The 14548-nt window shown below is 71.3% G+C and carries 12 protein-coding genes and 4 tRNA genes; 8 read left to right on the forward strand and 8 right to left on the reverse strand.

Translation table 11 applies throughout. From position 1 onward, the window contains the following. Positions 1-276: 276 nt before the first annotated feature. Entirely contained in the window at positions 277-1359 is a 1083-nt protein-coding gene (locus ACHFIV_RS32900) for a Leu/Phe/Val dehydrogenase (RefSeq protein WP_398976495.1), read from the reverse strand. A 175-nt stretch (positions 1360-1534) separates the two neighbouring features. Between ACHFIV_RS32900 and ACHFIV_RS32905 the strand changes: the two genes are divergently transcribed. Together ACHFIV_RS32905 and bldC are read left to right on the forward strand one after the other, a co-directional pair. Beyond that, positions 1535-2377: a hypothetical protein gene (locus ACHFIV_RS32905; RefSeq protein WP_398976497.1), complete on the forward strand. Its 843-nt coding sequence runs from the start codon at positions 1535-1537 to the stop codon at positions 2375-2377. 661 nt (positions 2378-3038) lie between these two features. Beyond that, positions 3039-3245, forward strand: coding sequence for a developmental transcriptional regulator BldC (gene bldC / locus ACHFIV_RS32910; protein ID WP_003949541.1), 207 nt, complete (start codon positions 3039-3041; stop codon positions 3243-3245). 583 nt (positions 3246-3828) lie between these two features. Here bldC and ACHFIV_RS32915 read toward each other — a convergent pair. From ACHFIV_RS32915 to hrpA, 3 genes are all read right to left on the reverse strand, one after another. Further along, the gene (locus ACHFIV_RS32915; protein ID WP_398976499.1) at positions 3829-4212 is read right to left on the reverse strand and encodes a DUF6274 family protein; all 384 of its coding nucleotides are present in this window, start codon (positions 4210-4212) and stop codon (positions 3829-3831) included. A 141-nt stretch (positions 4213-4353) separates the two neighbouring features. Beyond that, a tRNA-Asp gene (locus ACHFIV_RS32920) sits at positions 4354-4428 on the reverse strand. A gap of 116 nt (positions 4429-4544) precedes the next feature. Then, the gene (gene hrpA / locus ACHFIV_RS32925; RefSeq protein WP_398976501.1) at positions 4545-8465 is read right to left on the reverse strand and encodes an ATP-dependent RNA helicase HrpA; all 3921 of its coding nucleotides are present in this window, start codon (positions 8463-8465) and stop codon (positions 4545-4547) included. Between the two features lie 358 nt (positions 8466-8823). Between hrpA and ACHFIV_RS32930 the strand changes: the two genes are divergently transcribed. Together ACHFIV_RS32930 and ACHFIV_RS32935 are read left to right on the forward strand one after the other, a co-directional pair. After that, positions 8824-9603: a DsbA family protein gene (locus ACHFIV_RS32930; protein WP_398976503.1), complete on the forward strand. Its 780-nt coding sequence runs from the start codon at positions 8824-8826 to the stop codon at positions 9601-9603. Further along, complete coding sequence (locus ACHFIV_RS32935) at positions 9600-10427, forward strand: cytochrome c biogenesis CcdA family protein (RefSeq protein WP_398976505.1); 828 nt, start codon at positions 9600-9602, stop codon at positions 10425-10427. Before ACHFIV_RS32930 ends, ACHFIV_RS32935 begins: the two co-directional genes overlap by 4 nt. Before the next feature lie 59 nt (positions 10428-10486). Here the strand turns inward: ACHFIV_RS32935 and ACHFIV_RS32940 are convergent. The 4 genes from ACHFIV_RS32940 to ACHFIV_RS32955 all read right to left on the reverse strand — a co-directional run bounded on the left by ACHFIV_RS32940 (position 10487) and on the right by ACHFIV_RS32955 (position 12385). Then, a tRNA-Phe gene (locus tag ACHFIV_RS32940) sits at positions 10487-10563 on the reverse strand. A 22-nt stretch (positions 10564-10585) separates the two neighbouring features. Continuing rightward, positions 10586-10660: transfer RNA gene (locus tag ACHFIV_RS32945), tRNA-Asp, on the reverse strand. Between the two features lie 39 nt (positions 10661-10699). Continuing rightward, positions 10700-10772, reverse strand: a tRNA-Glu gene (locus ACHFIV_RS32950). Positions 10773-10852: 80 nt separating this feature from the next. Next, positions 10853-12385: a metallophosphoesterase family protein gene (locus ACHFIV_RS32955; protein ID WP_398976507.1), complete on the reverse strand. Its 1533-nt coding sequence runs from the start codon at positions 12383-12385 to the stop codon at positions 10853-10855. A gap of 123 nt (positions 12386-12508) precedes the next feature. On the opposite strand from ACHFIV_RS32955, the gene ACHFIV_RS32960 reads away from it, so the two are divergent. The 4 genes from ACHFIV_RS32960 (at position 12509) to ACHFIV_RS32975 (ending at position 14398) form a co-directional block, all read left to right on the forward strand. Next, entirely contained in the window at positions 12509-12862 is a 354-nt protein-coding gene (locus tag ACHFIV_RS32960) for a metallopeptidase family protein (RefSeq protein WP_015578045.1), read from the forward strand. Then, a complete protein-coding gene (locus ACHFIV_RS32965) occupies positions 12859-13344 on the forward strand; it encodes a CrcB family protein (RefSeq protein ID WP_398976509.1) in 486 nt (161 codons plus the stop codon). Before ACHFIV_RS32960 ends, ACHFIV_RS32965 begins: the two co-directional genes overlap by 4 nt. Continuing rightward, the gene (gene crcB, locus ACHFIV_RS32970) at positions 13341-13724 is read left to right on the forward strand and encodes a fluoride efflux transporter CrcB (protein ID WP_398976511.1); all 384 of its coding nucleotides are present in this window, start codon (positions 13341-13343) and stop codon (positions 13722-13724) included. Before ACHFIV_RS32965 ends, crcB begins: the two co-directional genes overlap by 4 nt. 116 nt (positions 13725-13840) lie before the next feature. After that, entirely contained in the window at positions 13841-14398 is a 558-nt protein-coding gene (locus tag ACHFIV_RS32975) for a hypothetical protein (protein ID WP_398976513.1), read from the forward strand. Positions 14399-14548 lie beyond the last annotated feature (150 nt).

Below are 14548 nucleotides of genomic sequence, written 5' to 3' on the forward strand. Positions count from 1 at the left end.
CCGTGGCTTTAACGGTACCTGCTTCCTCGGCCATACGGTACGCCGCCCGCATCACGTGCCTCCGCGCAGGACCGAAGAGGAGCCCGTCCTCGCTGGTCAAGCCCGATTTTAACCTCTTGCGGACGGCCGACCCGCCGACCGGAGTGAGTCTTGTCTCCCTCCGGGTCCGCCGGCCGCCGGCCCCGGCCCGCCCGGCCGTCCCCCGCCCGCGTGCGGGCCTCCGCCGCCGGGTTCTCGCAGGGGCCGGTGACGGAGGCCTGACGTCGCGGTGACGGGTCAGTGACGGCGTGCGTCCGCCATCCGCTGTTCGGCGATCCGGTCGGCCGCCGCCGCCGGCGGGATACCGTCCGCCTTCGCACGTGCGAATATGGCCAGCGTGGTGTCGAAGATCTTCGCGGCCTTCGCCTTGCACCGGTCGAAGTCGAACCCGTGGAGTTCGTCGGCGACCTGGATCACGCCGCCGGCATTGACCACGTAGTCCGGTGCGTACAGGACCGAGCGGTCGGCGAGGTCCTTCTCGATCCCTGGGTGCGCGAGCTGGTTGTTGGCCGCGCCGCACACCACCTTGGCGGTGAGCACGGGAACGCTCTCGTCGCTCAGCGCGCCGCCGAGCGCGCACGGGGCGTAGATGTCGAGCCCCTCGGTGCGGATGAGCGCGTCCGTGTCCACGGCCACGGAGACCTCGGGGTGGAGATCGGTCACCCGGCGTACGGACTCCTCGCGCACATCCGTGACGACGACTTCGGCACCGTCGCTCAGAAGGTGCTCGACCAGGTGATGGCCGACCTTGCCGACGCCCGCGACACCGACCTTGCGGCCGCGCAGCGTGGGGTCGCCCCACAGGTGCTGCGCGGAGGCCCGCATGCCCTGGAAGACACCGAAGGCGGTGAGGACGGACGAGTCGCCCGCCCCGCCGTTCTCGGGGGAGCGGCCGGTGGTCCAGCGGCACTCCCTGGCGACGACGTCCATGTCGGCGACGTACGTGCCCACATCACAGGCGGTCACATAGCGCCCCCCGAGTGAGGCGACGAAGCGTCCGTAGGCGAGGAGCAGTTCCTCGGACTTGACGAGTGCGGGATCGCCGATGATGACGGCCTTGCCGCCACCGTGGTCGAGGCCGGCCATGGCGTTCTTGTAGGACATGCCGCGCGCCAGGTTCAGCGCGTCCGCGACGGCCTCCTCCTCGGAGGCGTACGGATAGAAGCGGGTCCCGCCGAGAGCCGGGCCCAGGGCGGTGGAGTGGAGGGCGATGACGGCCTTGAGGCCGCTGGCACGGTCCTGGCAGAGCACGACTTGCTCGTGGCCCCCCTGATCCGAGTGGAACAGGGTGCGCAGGATGCCGTCGGTCACATCGGTCACTGTGGTGACTCCCAAGTACGAAGCGGCGGAGGACCCTCCTGAAGGTGGGGAGGGCCCCGGACCGACCGCCACCGGCCGGTCCGATGGGCAAGAGCGTAAGTCCTCGCGGCCCGCAGATCTGTTCCCTGACCGGGATCACCCCCCTGTGGAGTACCGGCGTGACACGATTTACCGCATGTCGGTGGTGTCTTCGGTGCTCGTCCCTTACGCGTCCTACCTGCGGGTGTACGAGCCGCTCGCCGCCTTCCGTGAACCCGAGCGGGGCCACTGGACGCGTTACGCCCGGCGCGTGGACCTCCCCACGGCCCAGGACGAACTGCGCCGCTCGCTGGCCGACTTGGTCCCCACCCCGCCGGTGGCGGTGCCGGTGCGCGAGAGCGGGGACGCCTTCGTCGCGGTGGTCGACGGCGTCATCTGCGTCTGTCCGTGGCGGACCCGGATGCGGGGCTGGATGGCCATGAGCGAACTGGGGGGTCTGTTTCCGGCCACGGTGCTGGACGCGGTGCTGCCCCCGGTGGTGCGGGGGCAGGCTGCCGCGGACTACGAGCGGTGGGCCGAGCGGAACCCGGACGCCCGGCCCTGGATCCGGACCACGGTGTGGCACGTGCCGGTGCGCTGGTTCGTCCTGTTCGACGACGAGGAGCGGGAGTACGTGGCCGCCGGTGCCGACGAGGGCCGGCTGCTGCGGTACCGGACCCCGATGGTGCAGGCCCGGCGCCGGCTGGCGCGTGCGCTGCGGACGCTGCGGGAGACCGTCGACGAAGGACCGCTGACCGAGGGGCTCGTGGAGGTGGGGCGGTGGCTGGAGGAGTTCCATCCGCGCTCCATGGTCGAGCTCGACTACGGCGGCCTGGTCCACGCACTGAGCGGCGAGCAGCTCGCCGCGGACCGGTCGGCCGCGGATGTGGCCGAGGGCATCGCGGCACTGCGCTCCGGGGACGGGGACGCGGCCGGAGTCGCGTACGGGCGTCTCGCCGACCGTTGGCGTGCGGTGCGTGACCTACAATCCTCCAACTAGCCCGAAGCGGTGTGAATAGGAACGCACCGTCGCATAGAGGCGCTATCCGCAGGGAAGAGACATCCTGTGAGGTGTCCGACATCCGCGGGCACCGAGGGAGCCCGGCGGAGGTGAACGGAGATGCCCTGACGGGAACTGACGACCCGTGAACCGGCGTCGCATGTGACGCGTGCGACAGGTGGGGCGGAAAGAGGCCTCCGAGGGGCTGGGACCTACGTCCCGAACCGGGCCTTTGCCTCAAGCGTGACGGACAGCACTAACAGGGCCCTTGCGCCCTTCCCTACTCCTCATGCCAAAATAGGACAAGGAGTCCGGGGAGGACTCTGTCCGCCCAACTTTGGGCGGAATGCTCAGCATTGCACGCTATGGGGGGTCTGACGACTTCTGACGACTCCTGGTCACCCTGTGACTGATCGTTACTGGGGCGTGACTGTCCGCTATGGCATGGTCCATCGGCTTCCGTCGCTGATGAACACCTGGGAGGGCAATTCCATCGGTTTGGCCGACGTGGCTGGACGGATGGTGTAGTTGTAGTGCCGAAGACAAGCCGTTCGTCCTATAACCGACTCGGCCCGCGTCCGCCATTTCGGGCAACGCGGGTCAAGGTGCAGAATTTAGAGGAAAGAACCGAGATGGTTCGGTTCTCCCGAGGAGGCCGCTCATGACCGCTCGCACCCCTGATGCCGAGCCGCTGCTGACCCCGGCTGAGGTTGCCACGATGTTCCGCGTGGACCCGAAGACGGTCACCCGTTGGGCAAAGGCTGGCAAGCTCACGTCCATCCGCACGCTCGGTGGGCATCGCCGGTACCGCGAGGCAGAGGTCCGCGCACTGCTTGCGGGTATTCCGCAGCAGCGCAGCGAGGCCTGACACACCCCTGTCGCCGCAGCCACAACAGGGCGCCGGCGGGTCCCCCAACCCCCGGCACACCCACTCATAGCTCCATGCGACGGGTGCCCGCCCCAACGGGCGCCATGCCTGTGACATGCGGGTACGTCGTTCGATCGCGCTGGACTCCGCCGGGTCCAGCGCGATCTTTTTTGTGCCCGGGGAAGCGTGGAGGCGCGACGGGGACCGGCCGGGGCGCGTGCCGGCGCAGGGGGCGGAAGAGGCCTGCCGACTGCCCGAACGGTCCGGGTCGCTGCCCGAACCTGCCGACGGGTCGGTTTGCGGGGGAGCCGCGTGCGACTGTGGGCGGGCCTGTTCGGGCCTGTTCGCCCGGGTCCCGGCCGTCGTGGGCCGGCTCGGGCGGAACGGTCCGGGATGTGCTTCTGAGGCAGTGCAATTGCACATATTAAATTCGCCAGTTGTAGGAAGTGCGTAAAGTGCCCTCTTCGCAAAACTGAATTGGTGACTCGCGTCACACCGGCGCGGTGCTGCCACCCCACGAGCCTGCCACCGCCTGCGAGCGTCCGGCTGCGGCGGATGGCCGTGTCGCGAGGGGACTTCCGTCCTACGGGCGGCTCTCCGGGCGGTCTCCGGCGGGGTCCCCGACGCGGTCCTCCGAGAGGCCGGCGGGACGTCCCGGGTGATGGCCCGTGCCGGTCTGCTCCCCGTCCTGCGGCCCGCCCTCCTCGCCGCCCGCGGCGGGCGGCGGCGGCAGGGCTGTCCCGGATCCCCTCCCGGGGGCCTGGTGGCGGCTCCCCGGGGCCGGTGTGGGCTCGTCGGGCTCCGGGCGCGTGCAGGGCGCCTGTGCGGCCGTCAGGGGCTCCATCGCGAGTCGCAGCAGGCGATGGCAGATCGGGCAGTGCCTGGTGAGGTGGCGGTAGCCGGAGGCGGCCGCCAGGTGGGCGCGCAGCAGCGCGCGGGTCTCGTGCCTTTCCGTGGGCGCAGACATGAGTGCGGCCTCCCGGTGGACCCGGCCACCCGCCGTCGGGGGAGCAAGGGTGGACTCCGTCCTACGGAGTTACCCGCGGCGGAGGCCGGCGTCAAGACGCACGGAAGCCCGGATCCAGGGGATCCGGGCTTCCGTCTACTGCGGTCCTGACGGGATTTGAACCCGCGGCCTCCACCTTGACAGGGTGGCGAGCACTCCAAACTGCTCCACAGGACCAGGTTTTCGCTGCCTGCCTTGCGGCCTGCTGCGAATCCAGACTCTACAGGAGGTCCGAGGGCCAGGTCGAACTCACTCACCGTACGGGCGCCGTCACGGCCCCGCGGAGGGCCCGTTCACGGTGCGGCGGCGTCGATCGCCTTCACGATCCGCTTGTCCGAGACCGGTTGCGCGGTGCCCAGCGCGTGGGCGAAGTAGCTCACCCTCAGCTCCTCGATCATCCAGCGGATGTCCAGGACCTCCTGGGGGACGGGCCGTCCCTTCGGCAGTTGTTCGAGCAGCCAGGCGTACTCGTCCTGCATCTCGTGGACCTTCTCCATGCGCGTGGTGTCGCGCTGGACGTTCGTCGGCATCTGCTGGAGCCGGCGGTCCTCGGCGACCAGGTAGCGCATCAGGTCCGGCAGCCTGCGCAGGCCGGTCGCGGTGACGAACCCGGGCGGGACCAGACGGGCCAGATGGTCCCGCACGTCCGTGACGTTGTTGATCAGGACCAGGCTGTTCGTCGACTTCAGCCGGCGCTCGCAGGCCTGCCAGGCGGCCAGGATCTGCTGCACCTGGCCGATCGTGCGGACGGTGAGGTCCACGAGGTCGGCACGCACCTTGTCGTACAGCTTCCGGAAGGACGCCTCGTCCCAGGCAGGGCCGCCGTGCGCGGCGATGAGCCGGTCGGCGGCCGCCGTCGCGCAGTCGTCGAACAGCGCCTGGACGGAGCCGTGCGGATTGCGGGAGAGCGCCAGCTTCTGCTGGTTGGTGAGTGTGTCCGAGGCGAACTTGGCCGGGTTGACGGGGATGTTCAGCAGGATGAGCCTGCGGGTGCCGCGCCACATCGCCTGCTGCTGCTCGGCCTCGGTGTCGAACAGGCGCACGGCGACCGTGTCGCCCTGGTCGACCAGGGCCGGATAGGCCTTCACGGGCTGGCCCGCACGCCGGGTCTCGAAGACGCGGTTCAGCGTGCCGATCGTCCAGTCGGTGAGGCCCGAACGCTCGACGGACTCGCCCGAGGGCCCCGCGGTGGCCGCTGCGGCCTTGGAGAGGGCCTGGCGGGCCTTGGGGCGCAGCTGGACCTTCAGCGCCTCGAGGTCCTTGTCCTCGGCGACCCTGCGGCGCCGTTCGTCGGTGATCCGGAACGTGATCTTGAGGTGGTCCGGGACCCGGTCCACGTCGAAGTCGTCGGCGGTGACCGGCACGCCGACCATCCGCTGGAGCTCACGGGCGAGCGTGAGCGGCAGCGGCTCCTGCAGGGGAACCGCACGGTCGAGGAACTTCGCCGCGTAGTCCGGGGCGGGGACGTAGTGCCGGCGGATCGGCTTGGGCAGCGAGCGGATCAGCTCGGTGACCACCTCCTGGCGCAGGCCGGGGATCTGCCAGTCGAAGCCCTCGGACGTGACCTGGTTGAGGACCTGGAGCGGGATGTGGACGGTGACCCCGTCGGCGTCCGCGCCGGGCTCGAACTGGTAGGTCACCCGGAATTTGAGCTTCCCCTGCCGCCAGGAGTCCGGGTAGTCGTCCTTGGTGACGGCCCCGGCCTTCTCGTTGATGAGCATCGAGCGCTCGAAGTCGAGCGCGTCCGGCTCGTCGCGGCGCTTGTGCTTCCACCAGGAGTCGAAGTGGGCTCCGGAGACGATGTGCTCGGGAATCCGCCGGTCGTAGAAGTCGAAGAGCGTCTCGTCGTCCACGAGGATGTCGCGGCGCCGCGCGCGGTGCTCCAACTCCTCGACCTCGCCGAGGAGTTTGCGATTGTCGTGGAAGAACTGGTGGTGTGTGCGCCAGTCGCCCTCGACCAGGGCGTTCCGGATGAACAGATCGCGCGACGCCTCCTGGTCGATACGGCCGAAATTGATCTTGCGCTGGGCGATGATGGGCACCCCGTAGAGCGTGACGCGCTCGTACGCCATCACCGCGGCCTGGTCCTTCTCCCAGTGCGGTTCGCTGTACGTGCGCTTCAGCAGGTGCTGCGCGAGTGGCTCGATCCACTCCGGCTCGACCTTCGCGTTGACCCGCGCCCACAGCCGGGACGTCTCGACCAGCTCGGCCGACATCACGAAACGCGGCTGCTTCTTGAACAGCGCGGAACCCGGGAAGATCGCGAACTTGGCGCTGCGGGCACCCAGGTACTCGTTCTTCTCGGTGTCCTTCAGCCCGATGTGGGACAGCAGGCCGGCCAGCAGCGAGGTGTGCACCGACTGCTCCGGCGCGTCCTGTTCGTTGAGCTCGATACCCATCTGCTTGGCGACCGTGCGCAGTTGGGCGTAGATGTCCTGCCACTCCCGGATCCGCAGGAAGTTCAGGTACTCCTGCTTGCACATCCGGCGGAAGCTGGAGGAGCCGCGCTCCTTCTGCTGCTCCCGGATGTAGCGCCACAGGTTCAGGAACGCCAGGAAGTCGGACGTCTCGTCCTTGAAGCGGGCGTGATGCTGGTCGGCCTGCGTCTGCTTCTCGGAGGGACGCTCGCGCGGGTCCTGGATGGAGAGCGCGGCGGCGATGACCATGACCTCGCGGGCGCAGCCGTTCTTCTCGGCCTCGACGACCATGCGGGCCAGGCGGGGGTCGACGGGCAGCTGGGAGAGCTTGCGGCCCAGCGGTGTGAGGCGCTTCTTCGGGTCCTTCTCCGCCGGGTCGAGCGCGCCCAGCTCCTGGAGCAGCTGGACGCCGTCGCGGATGTTGCGGTGGTCCGGGGGGTCGATGAAGGGGAACTTCTCGATGTCGCCGAGGCCGGCCGCGGTCATCTGGAGGATGACGGACGCCAGGTTCGTCCGCAGGATCTCGGGGTCGGTGAACTCCGGGCGGGTGAGGAAGTCGTCCTCGGAGTACAGCCGGATGCAGATGCCGTCCGACGTACGGCCGCAGCGGCCCTTGCGCTGGTTGGCGCTGGCCTGGGAGATCCGCTCGATCGGCAGCCGCTGGACCTTGGTCCGGTGGCTGTAGCGGGAGATGCGGGCGTTGCCCGGGTCGATCACGTACTTGATGCCGGGGACGGTCAGCGAGGTCTCGGCGACGTTCGTGGCGAGGACGATGCGGCGTCCGGTGTGGCGCTGGAACACGCGGTGCTGCTCGGCGTGCGAGAGGCGCGCGTACAGGGGGAGCACCTCGGTGTGTCTGAGGTTGCGCTTGTTCAGGGCGTCCGCGGTGTCGCGGATCTCGCGCTCCCCGGAGAGGAAGACCAGGACGTCGCCGGGTGCCTCGTGGTCCAGCTCGTCGACGGCGTCGCAGATCGCGGTGATCTGGTCGCGGTCGGAGTCGTCGGAGTCCTCTTCCAGGAGAGGGCGGTAGCGCACCTCGACCGGATACGTACGCCCGCTGACCTCGACGATCGGTGCCTCGCCGAAGTGCTTGGCGAAGCGCTCCGGGTCGATGGTCGCCGAGGTGATGACGACCTTCAGATCGGGGCGCTTGGGCAGCAGCCGGGCCAGGTAGCCCAGCAGGAAGTCGATGTTCAGCGACCGCTCGTGGGCCTCGTCGATGATGATCGTGTCGTAGGCGAGGAGCTCGCGGTCCGTCTGGATCTCGGCGAGCAGGATGCCGTCGGTCATCAGCTTCACGAAGGTCGCGTCCGGATTCACCTGGTCGGTGAAGCGCACCTTCCAGCCGACGGCCTCGCCGAGCGGGGTGTCCAGCTCCTCCGCGACGCGCTCGGCCACCGTGCGCGCCGCGATCCGGCGGGGCTGGGTGTGCCCGATCATGCCCCGGACGCCGCGCCCCAGCTCCATGCAGATCTTGGGGATCTGGGTGGTCTTGCCCGAGCCGGTCTCGCCCGCGACGATCACGACCTGGTGGTCGCGTATCGCCTCCAGGATCTCGTCCTTCTTCTGGCTGACCGGAAGCTGCTCCGGGTACGACAGGGCGGGCATCCGCGCGGCTCGCCCGGCGAGCCGCTCGGATGCCTTGCCGGCCTCGGCGGAGATCTCGTCCAGCACGGACTGACGGGCCTCGGGCTTGCGGATGCGGCGGGCACCCTCGAGACGGCGGCCGAGCCGGTGCGCGTCGCGGAGCGAGAGCTGCCCGAGCTGGGACTGGAGATCGGCGAAGGAAGTAGACATACGGACCCCAGGATCTCACCCGGGCGCGAGGAGTGGCGAACGTATTTCGCCCGGGCCGTGTCACACCGCTTCCGGGAGGCCCTGCCGCGGCGTCGGCGACCGCTCCCCGGGGGGTGGCCGCCGGGTGGCGCCGGTGACCGAGCGGGAGGGCGTGGCCACACGGCGTACCATTTCGGGCAGGTGATCATCCGTTCCCGTGCGAGGCGGCCCCCATGTACCGGGACATATCCGCTCCCGCCGGACGCCGGGTGCCGGAAGCGTAGGCGGGCCCGGCCCCTCTGCCCCCATCGCGGAACCGCAGCGCCCCTCACCTCCCGCAGTCCTCCCCGCCCCTCCCCGCACCCGCACGGAGCGCCGTATGCCCACGCCCACCCGCCCGTCACCGTCCGCGAAGCGGCCGTCCTCCGTGAGGAAGCCCGTGTTCTTCGGCCTCGTCGTGGTCCTCGCCGCCGGACTGCTCGGGTTCGTCTCCTACCGGGCGACCGCCCCGGAGGAGCCCGCCTCCGGCACCACGGCCGCCGTCACGACCGCCGGGCCGGACCCGGACGTCCGCCGGCAGCTGTCGGAACTCGCCCGGCGCGACGCCGGCGACAAGCTGGCCCAGGGCCGCACCGACGCGCCCGTCGTCCTCATCGAGTACGCGGACTTCCAGTGCGGCTACTGCGGGAAGTTCGCCCGGGACATCGAACCCGAACTGATCGAGCGGTACGTCGCCGACGGCACCCTGCGCATCGAGTGGCGCAACTTCCCGATCTTCGGCGAGACCTCGGAGGCGGCCGCGCGCGCGTCCTGGGCGGCGGGCCGGCAGAACCGCTTCTGGGCCTTCCACCGGGCCGCCTTCGCCGAGGGGGCCAAGGAGAAGGGCTTCGGCCGGGACCACCTCAGGGACCTCGCCCGGCAGGCGGGCGTGAAGGACCTCGACCGCTTCGCCCGCGACACCGACAGCGCGGCGGCCACCGAAGCGGTCCGCGCGGACCGGGAGCAGGCCTACGGGATCGGCGCCACGTCCACCCCGTCCTTCCTCATCAACGGTCACCCCGTGGCCGGAGCCCAGCCCACAGCCGTGTTCACCCAGGCCATCGAGGCGGCGGCAGCGGAGGAAGCGAACGTCGGCAGCGCCGGGGAACCCGCGAAGTGACCCCGGACATCGGTTACTTCGCCGCGCTGCTCGGCGGCCTGCTGGCCCTCGTCAGCCCTTGCAGCGCCCTTCTTCTCCCGGCCTTCTTCGCGTACTCCGTCGACTCCCCCTCCCGGCTCCTGGCGCGTACGGGCGTCTTCTACGCCGGTCTCGCCACCACCCTCGTCCCGCTCGGCGCCGCGGGCTCGTACGCCGGACGGCTCTTCCACGGGCACCGTGACGCGCTCGTCCTCGGCGGGGGCTGGCTGATCATCGGGCTCGGCCTCGCCCAGATCCTCGGCCTGGGCTTCGCCTCCCGGCGGATCGCCGCCCTCAGTGGCCGGATCCGGCCCACGACCGTCGTGTCGGTCTACGCCCTGGGCGCGGTGTACGGGCTGGCGGGCTTCTGCGCGGGCCCCATCCTCGGCAGCGTCCTCACGGTGGCCGCCGTCAGCGGAAGCCCCGCCTACGGCGGACTCCTGCTCGCCGTCTACGCCCTGGGCATGGCCCTCCCGCTGTTCGTGCTCGCCCTCCTCTGGGAGCGCTTCGACCTCGGACGCCGGGCGTGGCTCCGCGGCCGGACGCTGCGGGCCGGCCGCTTCGGACTGCACAGCACCTCGCTGCTCTCCGGTCTCCTGTTCATCGGACTCGGGGTGGTCTTCCTCGTGTACGACGGGACGACCACGCTGCCCGGACTCCTGGGTGTGGACGACTCGTTCGCCGTCGAGCAGTGGGCCCAGCGCCTCGGCGAGCGGGTGCCGGACGCGGCGGCCCTGACCGCCCTGGCCGCCCTCGTGCTGCTCGGGCTGACCGTGCAGGCGGTGCGGCGGCGGCGCGACGGCTGAGAGGGACGAGAAGGGGAGCGGGTACGACGAAGGCCCCGTCCGGGGACGGGGCCTTCGGGTGGTGGCTGGGGCCGGGATCGAACCGGCGACCTATCGCTTTTCAGGCGATCGCTCGTACCAACTGAGCTACCCAGCCACGCAGCTCATAAGGGCTGCAGCGGTCCTGACGGGATTTGAACCCGCGGCCTCCACCTTGACAGGGTGGCGAGCACTCCAAACTGCTCCACAGGACCAAGCTAATGTGCGAGACAAGTCTCGCACACGGTTAAGCGTGCCCCCAACGGGATTCGAACCCGTGCTACCGCCTTGAAAGGGCGGCGTCCTGGGCCACTAGACGATGAGGGCTAAGGGCCCACCTGCGCGCTTTCCAGCGCGTCGGGGACGTGAGAAGCATATGGGATGCAGGGAGGTATCGCCAAAACGGTTTACGGGGACGTCGTCGAGACGCTCGGGGAAGGGGATGGACTCTTCAGGTTCTCCTCCGGGAGATGGCGGCTGACCTCGGCCGTCGTCAGGCCGAGTCCTCCGAGGGTGATCTCGTCCCAGGCCTGCAGACGGCGGGTCGGGCGGTCCAGGTAGAGCACCGAGGCACGCACCTTCTCGGGCTTCTCGTTCTGCACGGCGCGCAGCCCGCCGCCGCCCGTGGAGCCCTCGACCTTCAACCGCGTCCCCAGGGGCAGGAGCTCGTTCACCCGGTGGTGCACGTGACCGGCCAGGACGAGCGGGACCGTCCCGTCCGTCTCCCGTGCCGCGTTCGGATCGTGGGCCACCGCGATGTCCACCGGGGTGCCCGCCCGCTCCTGGTCACGCAGCGCCGAGGCGAGGCGCATCCCCGCGAGCTGCTCGGACGCCTTGCCGCCGGTGGGGCGGGAGCGGTCCGGGGTGAACTGGGGGTCCCCGGTCCCGGCGATGCGCAGCCCGCCCACGCTCACGGCGGCGCCCTCGTCCAGGACGTGCGCGTTCCTGGTCTTCCTCAGATACGCCTGGGTCTCCTTGGAGTCGTGGTTGCCCCTCACCCACACATAGGGCGCGCCGAGGTCACGGACGGGGTCGAGGAAGCCGTTCTCCGCCGCCGTGCCGTGGTCCATCGTGTCGCCGGAGTCGATGATCACGTCGATCTCGTACTGCTCGACGAGTGAGCCGATGATGTGCCAGGCGGCGGGGTTGAGATGGATGTCGGAGACGTGCAGGACCCGGATGGTCGCGGGGTCCGGCTGGTACACGGGGAGGGTGGACGTGGCGTCGTACAGCTTGGTGACGTTGGTGACGAGCCGTGCCAGCTCCTGCTGGTAGACGTCGAACTCGGTGACGATCGAGCGGGCGTCGCCCACGACCGACGGGGCGCTGGAGAGCAGCCCGGAGAACTTCGGCTCCAGGACGGACTTCGGGTTCCACGTGGCGTAGGCGCTGACGCCCGAGGCGGCGAGCAGCGCCAGGGCGAGTCCTCCGGCGGCCAGGGCGCGGCGCGGGCGCCGGTAGGCGACCAGGCCGAGGGCGGTGGCGCCGGAGACCACGGCCACGCAGGAGCGGACGGCCAGCTCGCGGGTGCCGGCGGCCACGTCGTCGGTGACCTCGTCCTGGAGACCGGAGAGGCGCTCGGGGTGTTTCACCAGGGCCTGGGCGCGCCCGGGGTCCAGCTGGTCGACGTCCACGTCCAGGCGGACCGGGGCGTGGTGGGAGTCCAGTTCCAGGGCGCCCAGCGGTGACACGTTGATCTTGGTCCCGCCGCTCACGGACGGACGCAGGGTCATGGTGGTGTCCATGGGACCCACGGGCGTACGCACACTGCCGACGACCAGCAGTCCGAGCCAGGCGCCGAGCACGACCACGGCCAGCAGGCCGAGCGCGCGCTTCCAGGGGTGCGCCGTGGGGGCGAGTCCGCCGGCGGCGGCGGAGCGTGGACGGGGACGGCGGAGGCGGCGGACGCGGGCGGCTGCGGCGTGGAACGGGCGTGCCATTGGGCGCGTATGCCCCGATCGGGCGGCGGGCATGCGGGCGGGCGGGGAGGTGTGGGCCGGGCGGGTGGCCCCGGGGCGGGGTGCGGCCCGCCCGTTCCGTGCGGCGTACGTGACAATGGCGGGGTGCTGGAGATGACGCGCGAGGAGTTCGAAGAGCTGGTGAGCCTGGCTCTTGACCGGGTCCCGCCGGAGCTGATGCGGCTGATGGACAACGTCGCGGTGTTCGTTGAGGAGGAGCCGGAGGATCCGGAGGACCGGGAGCTGCTCGGACTCTACGAGGGCACACCCCTCACCGAGCGCGGCGAGTGGTACGCGGGGGTGCTGCCGGACCGCATCACCATCTACCGGGGCCCGACGCTGCGGATGTGCGAGACCCGCGAGGACGTGGTCGCCGAGACCGAGATCACCGTCGTCCACGAGATCGCCCACCACTTCGGCATCGACGACGAACGGCTGCACGAGCTGGGCTACGGGTGAGCACCCAGAGCCCTCCGCCCGAGCGGCCGGCCGCCGGTCCCCCCGTGCCCGCGCTGCGCGCCGGGACGCGTGGCGCCGGCCCGGGGCGGGTCCTGGGGGCGGTCGCGGCGGGCGGTGCGCTCGGGGCCACGGCGCGCCACGCGGCGTCCCTCGCCTGGCCGGCCCCCGACGACGGCTTCCCCTGGGCGGTCTTCGCCGTCAACGTGACGGGCTGCGCCCTGATCGGCGTGCTGATGGTGCTGACCGTCGAGCGGAAGGTGGTCACGCACCCACTGGTACGCCCGTTCCTGGGGGTGGGCGTGCTCGGCGGGTTCACCACGTTCTCGGCGTACGCCGCCGACGTGTCCCGGTTGCTGGTGCGTCAGGAAGTCGCGACGGCGACGGCGTACGCGGCGGCGACGGCCGTGGCGGCGCTCGGCGCCGTGTGGGGGGCGGCCTCGCTGACCCGGTCGCTGGCCGGCGGACGGGGGCGGGCCGGGTGAACTGGCTCCTGGTGGCCCTGGGAGGCGCCGTCGGAGCACCGCTGCGCTATCTGACGGACCGTGCGGTTCAGGCGCGGCACGGTGCCGGACTGCCGTACGTGTTCCCGTGGGGGACCTTCGCCGTCAACGCGGCGGGCAGCCTGATCCTCGGGATCCTCGCGGGAGCGGCGGTGTCCACCCCCGTGTACGCGCTGCTGGGCACCGGCCTGTGCGGGGCGCTGACCACGTATTCGACTTTCTCCTACGAGACCCTGCGGCTCGCGGAGACGGGCCGCGGCTTCCTGGCCGGGGCCAATGTGCTCGTGTCGCTGCTGGTGGGGCTGGGGGCGGTGTTCCTGGGGACGGAACTGGCGGGGGGCTCCGGGGGCCCGGGCGTCTGACCCGGCCGGCCGGCGTGCGCGCGGGTGTGGTGTCCGGGCGTGTCCCCGGCGGGGGCAGGGGAGTTGAACACGTCGCTCCCCCGTCCCCGCTCTCCCCTCCCCGGAGGTGTCACCTCGTGCGCCAGTTGTCCGCCCGCGTCCGCTGGGCAGCCGTCACCGCGCTGACGATCGCCGCCACCACAGGCTGTGTGAGCGTCGGCGACGACGCCGGGAAGCCGGCGCCGTCGCGTTCCGCCGGTGAGAAGGGCGCGTCGGCCCGGCCGGACGGCTCCGCCGTGTCCGGCACCGGCCGGTCCGGGTCGTCCGGCGGCCGTGCCGAGGCGCAGTCCGACCGGGGCGCGCCCCGCGAGCCGGACGCCAAGGCCTCGCGCCGGGCCCCCTCGGCGGCGCCCGGGGACGCCCGCCCGGCTCCCGGCGGCCCGGGTACCCCGGAGCCGACCCTGGGCGGCCACGTGCCCGTCCCGGAGCCGAGCGTGCCGGCCCCGGGGGAGCCGCCGCCCCCGCCGGTCGTCCCCGAGGAGCCCCCGCCCTCGCCCGAGCCGGAACCCTCGCCCCCGCCGGAGCCGCCGTCGGCGTCGCCGGCCGCGCAGTCCCGCACGGATGCGATGGGGGCGCCGGGGCGGGTTGAGGTGTGGCCCACTCCCCGGGCATCACCGCAGGTGGCGCCGGTGTGAGGCGGCTCGCGGCAGACCCGGTTTGCGCGAATGGGGGGAGGGTGCGTATGGTAGTAGATCGTTTGATCCTATGCCCGGCGCCGACACAGAAGAGCGCCGTGTGGCGCGTACTCTCCCTTACCGTGGCTGGACCGCATTGAGGCGGTCGAA

This window comes from Streptomyces sp. ALB3 (genome assembly GCF_044385685.1).
Taxonomy (GTDB): Bacteria; Actinomycetota; Actinomycetes; order Streptomycetales; family Streptomycetaceae; genus Streptomyces.

Bases quoted from the DNA above. Each gene is read 5' to 3' on its own strand.
- ACHFIV_RS32905 (WP_398976497.1), top strand. From the start codon at position 1,535: ATGTCGGTGGTGTCTTCGGTGCTCGTCCCTTACGCGTCCTACCTGCGG.
- bldC (WP_003949541.1), top strand. From the start codon at position 3,039: ATGACCGCTCGCACCCCTGATGCCGAGCCGCTGCTGACCCCGGCTGAG.
- ACHFIV_RS32915 (WP_398976499.1), bottom strand. From the start codon at position 4,212: ATGTCTGCGCCCACGGAAAGGCACGAGACCCGCGCGCTGCTGCGCGCC.
- hrpA (WP_398976501.1), bottom strand. From the start codon at position 8,465: ATGTCTACTTCCTTCGCCGATCTCCAGTCCCAGCTCGGGCAGCTCTCG.
- ACHFIV_RS32930 (WP_398976503.1), top strand. From the start codon at position 8,824: ATGCCCACGCCCACCCGCCCGTCACCGTCCGCGAAGCGGCCGTCCTCC.
- ACHFIV_RS32955 (WP_398976507.1), bottom strand. From the start codon at position 12,385: ATGGCACGCCCGTTCCACGCCGCAGCCGCCCGCGTCCGCCGCCTCCGC.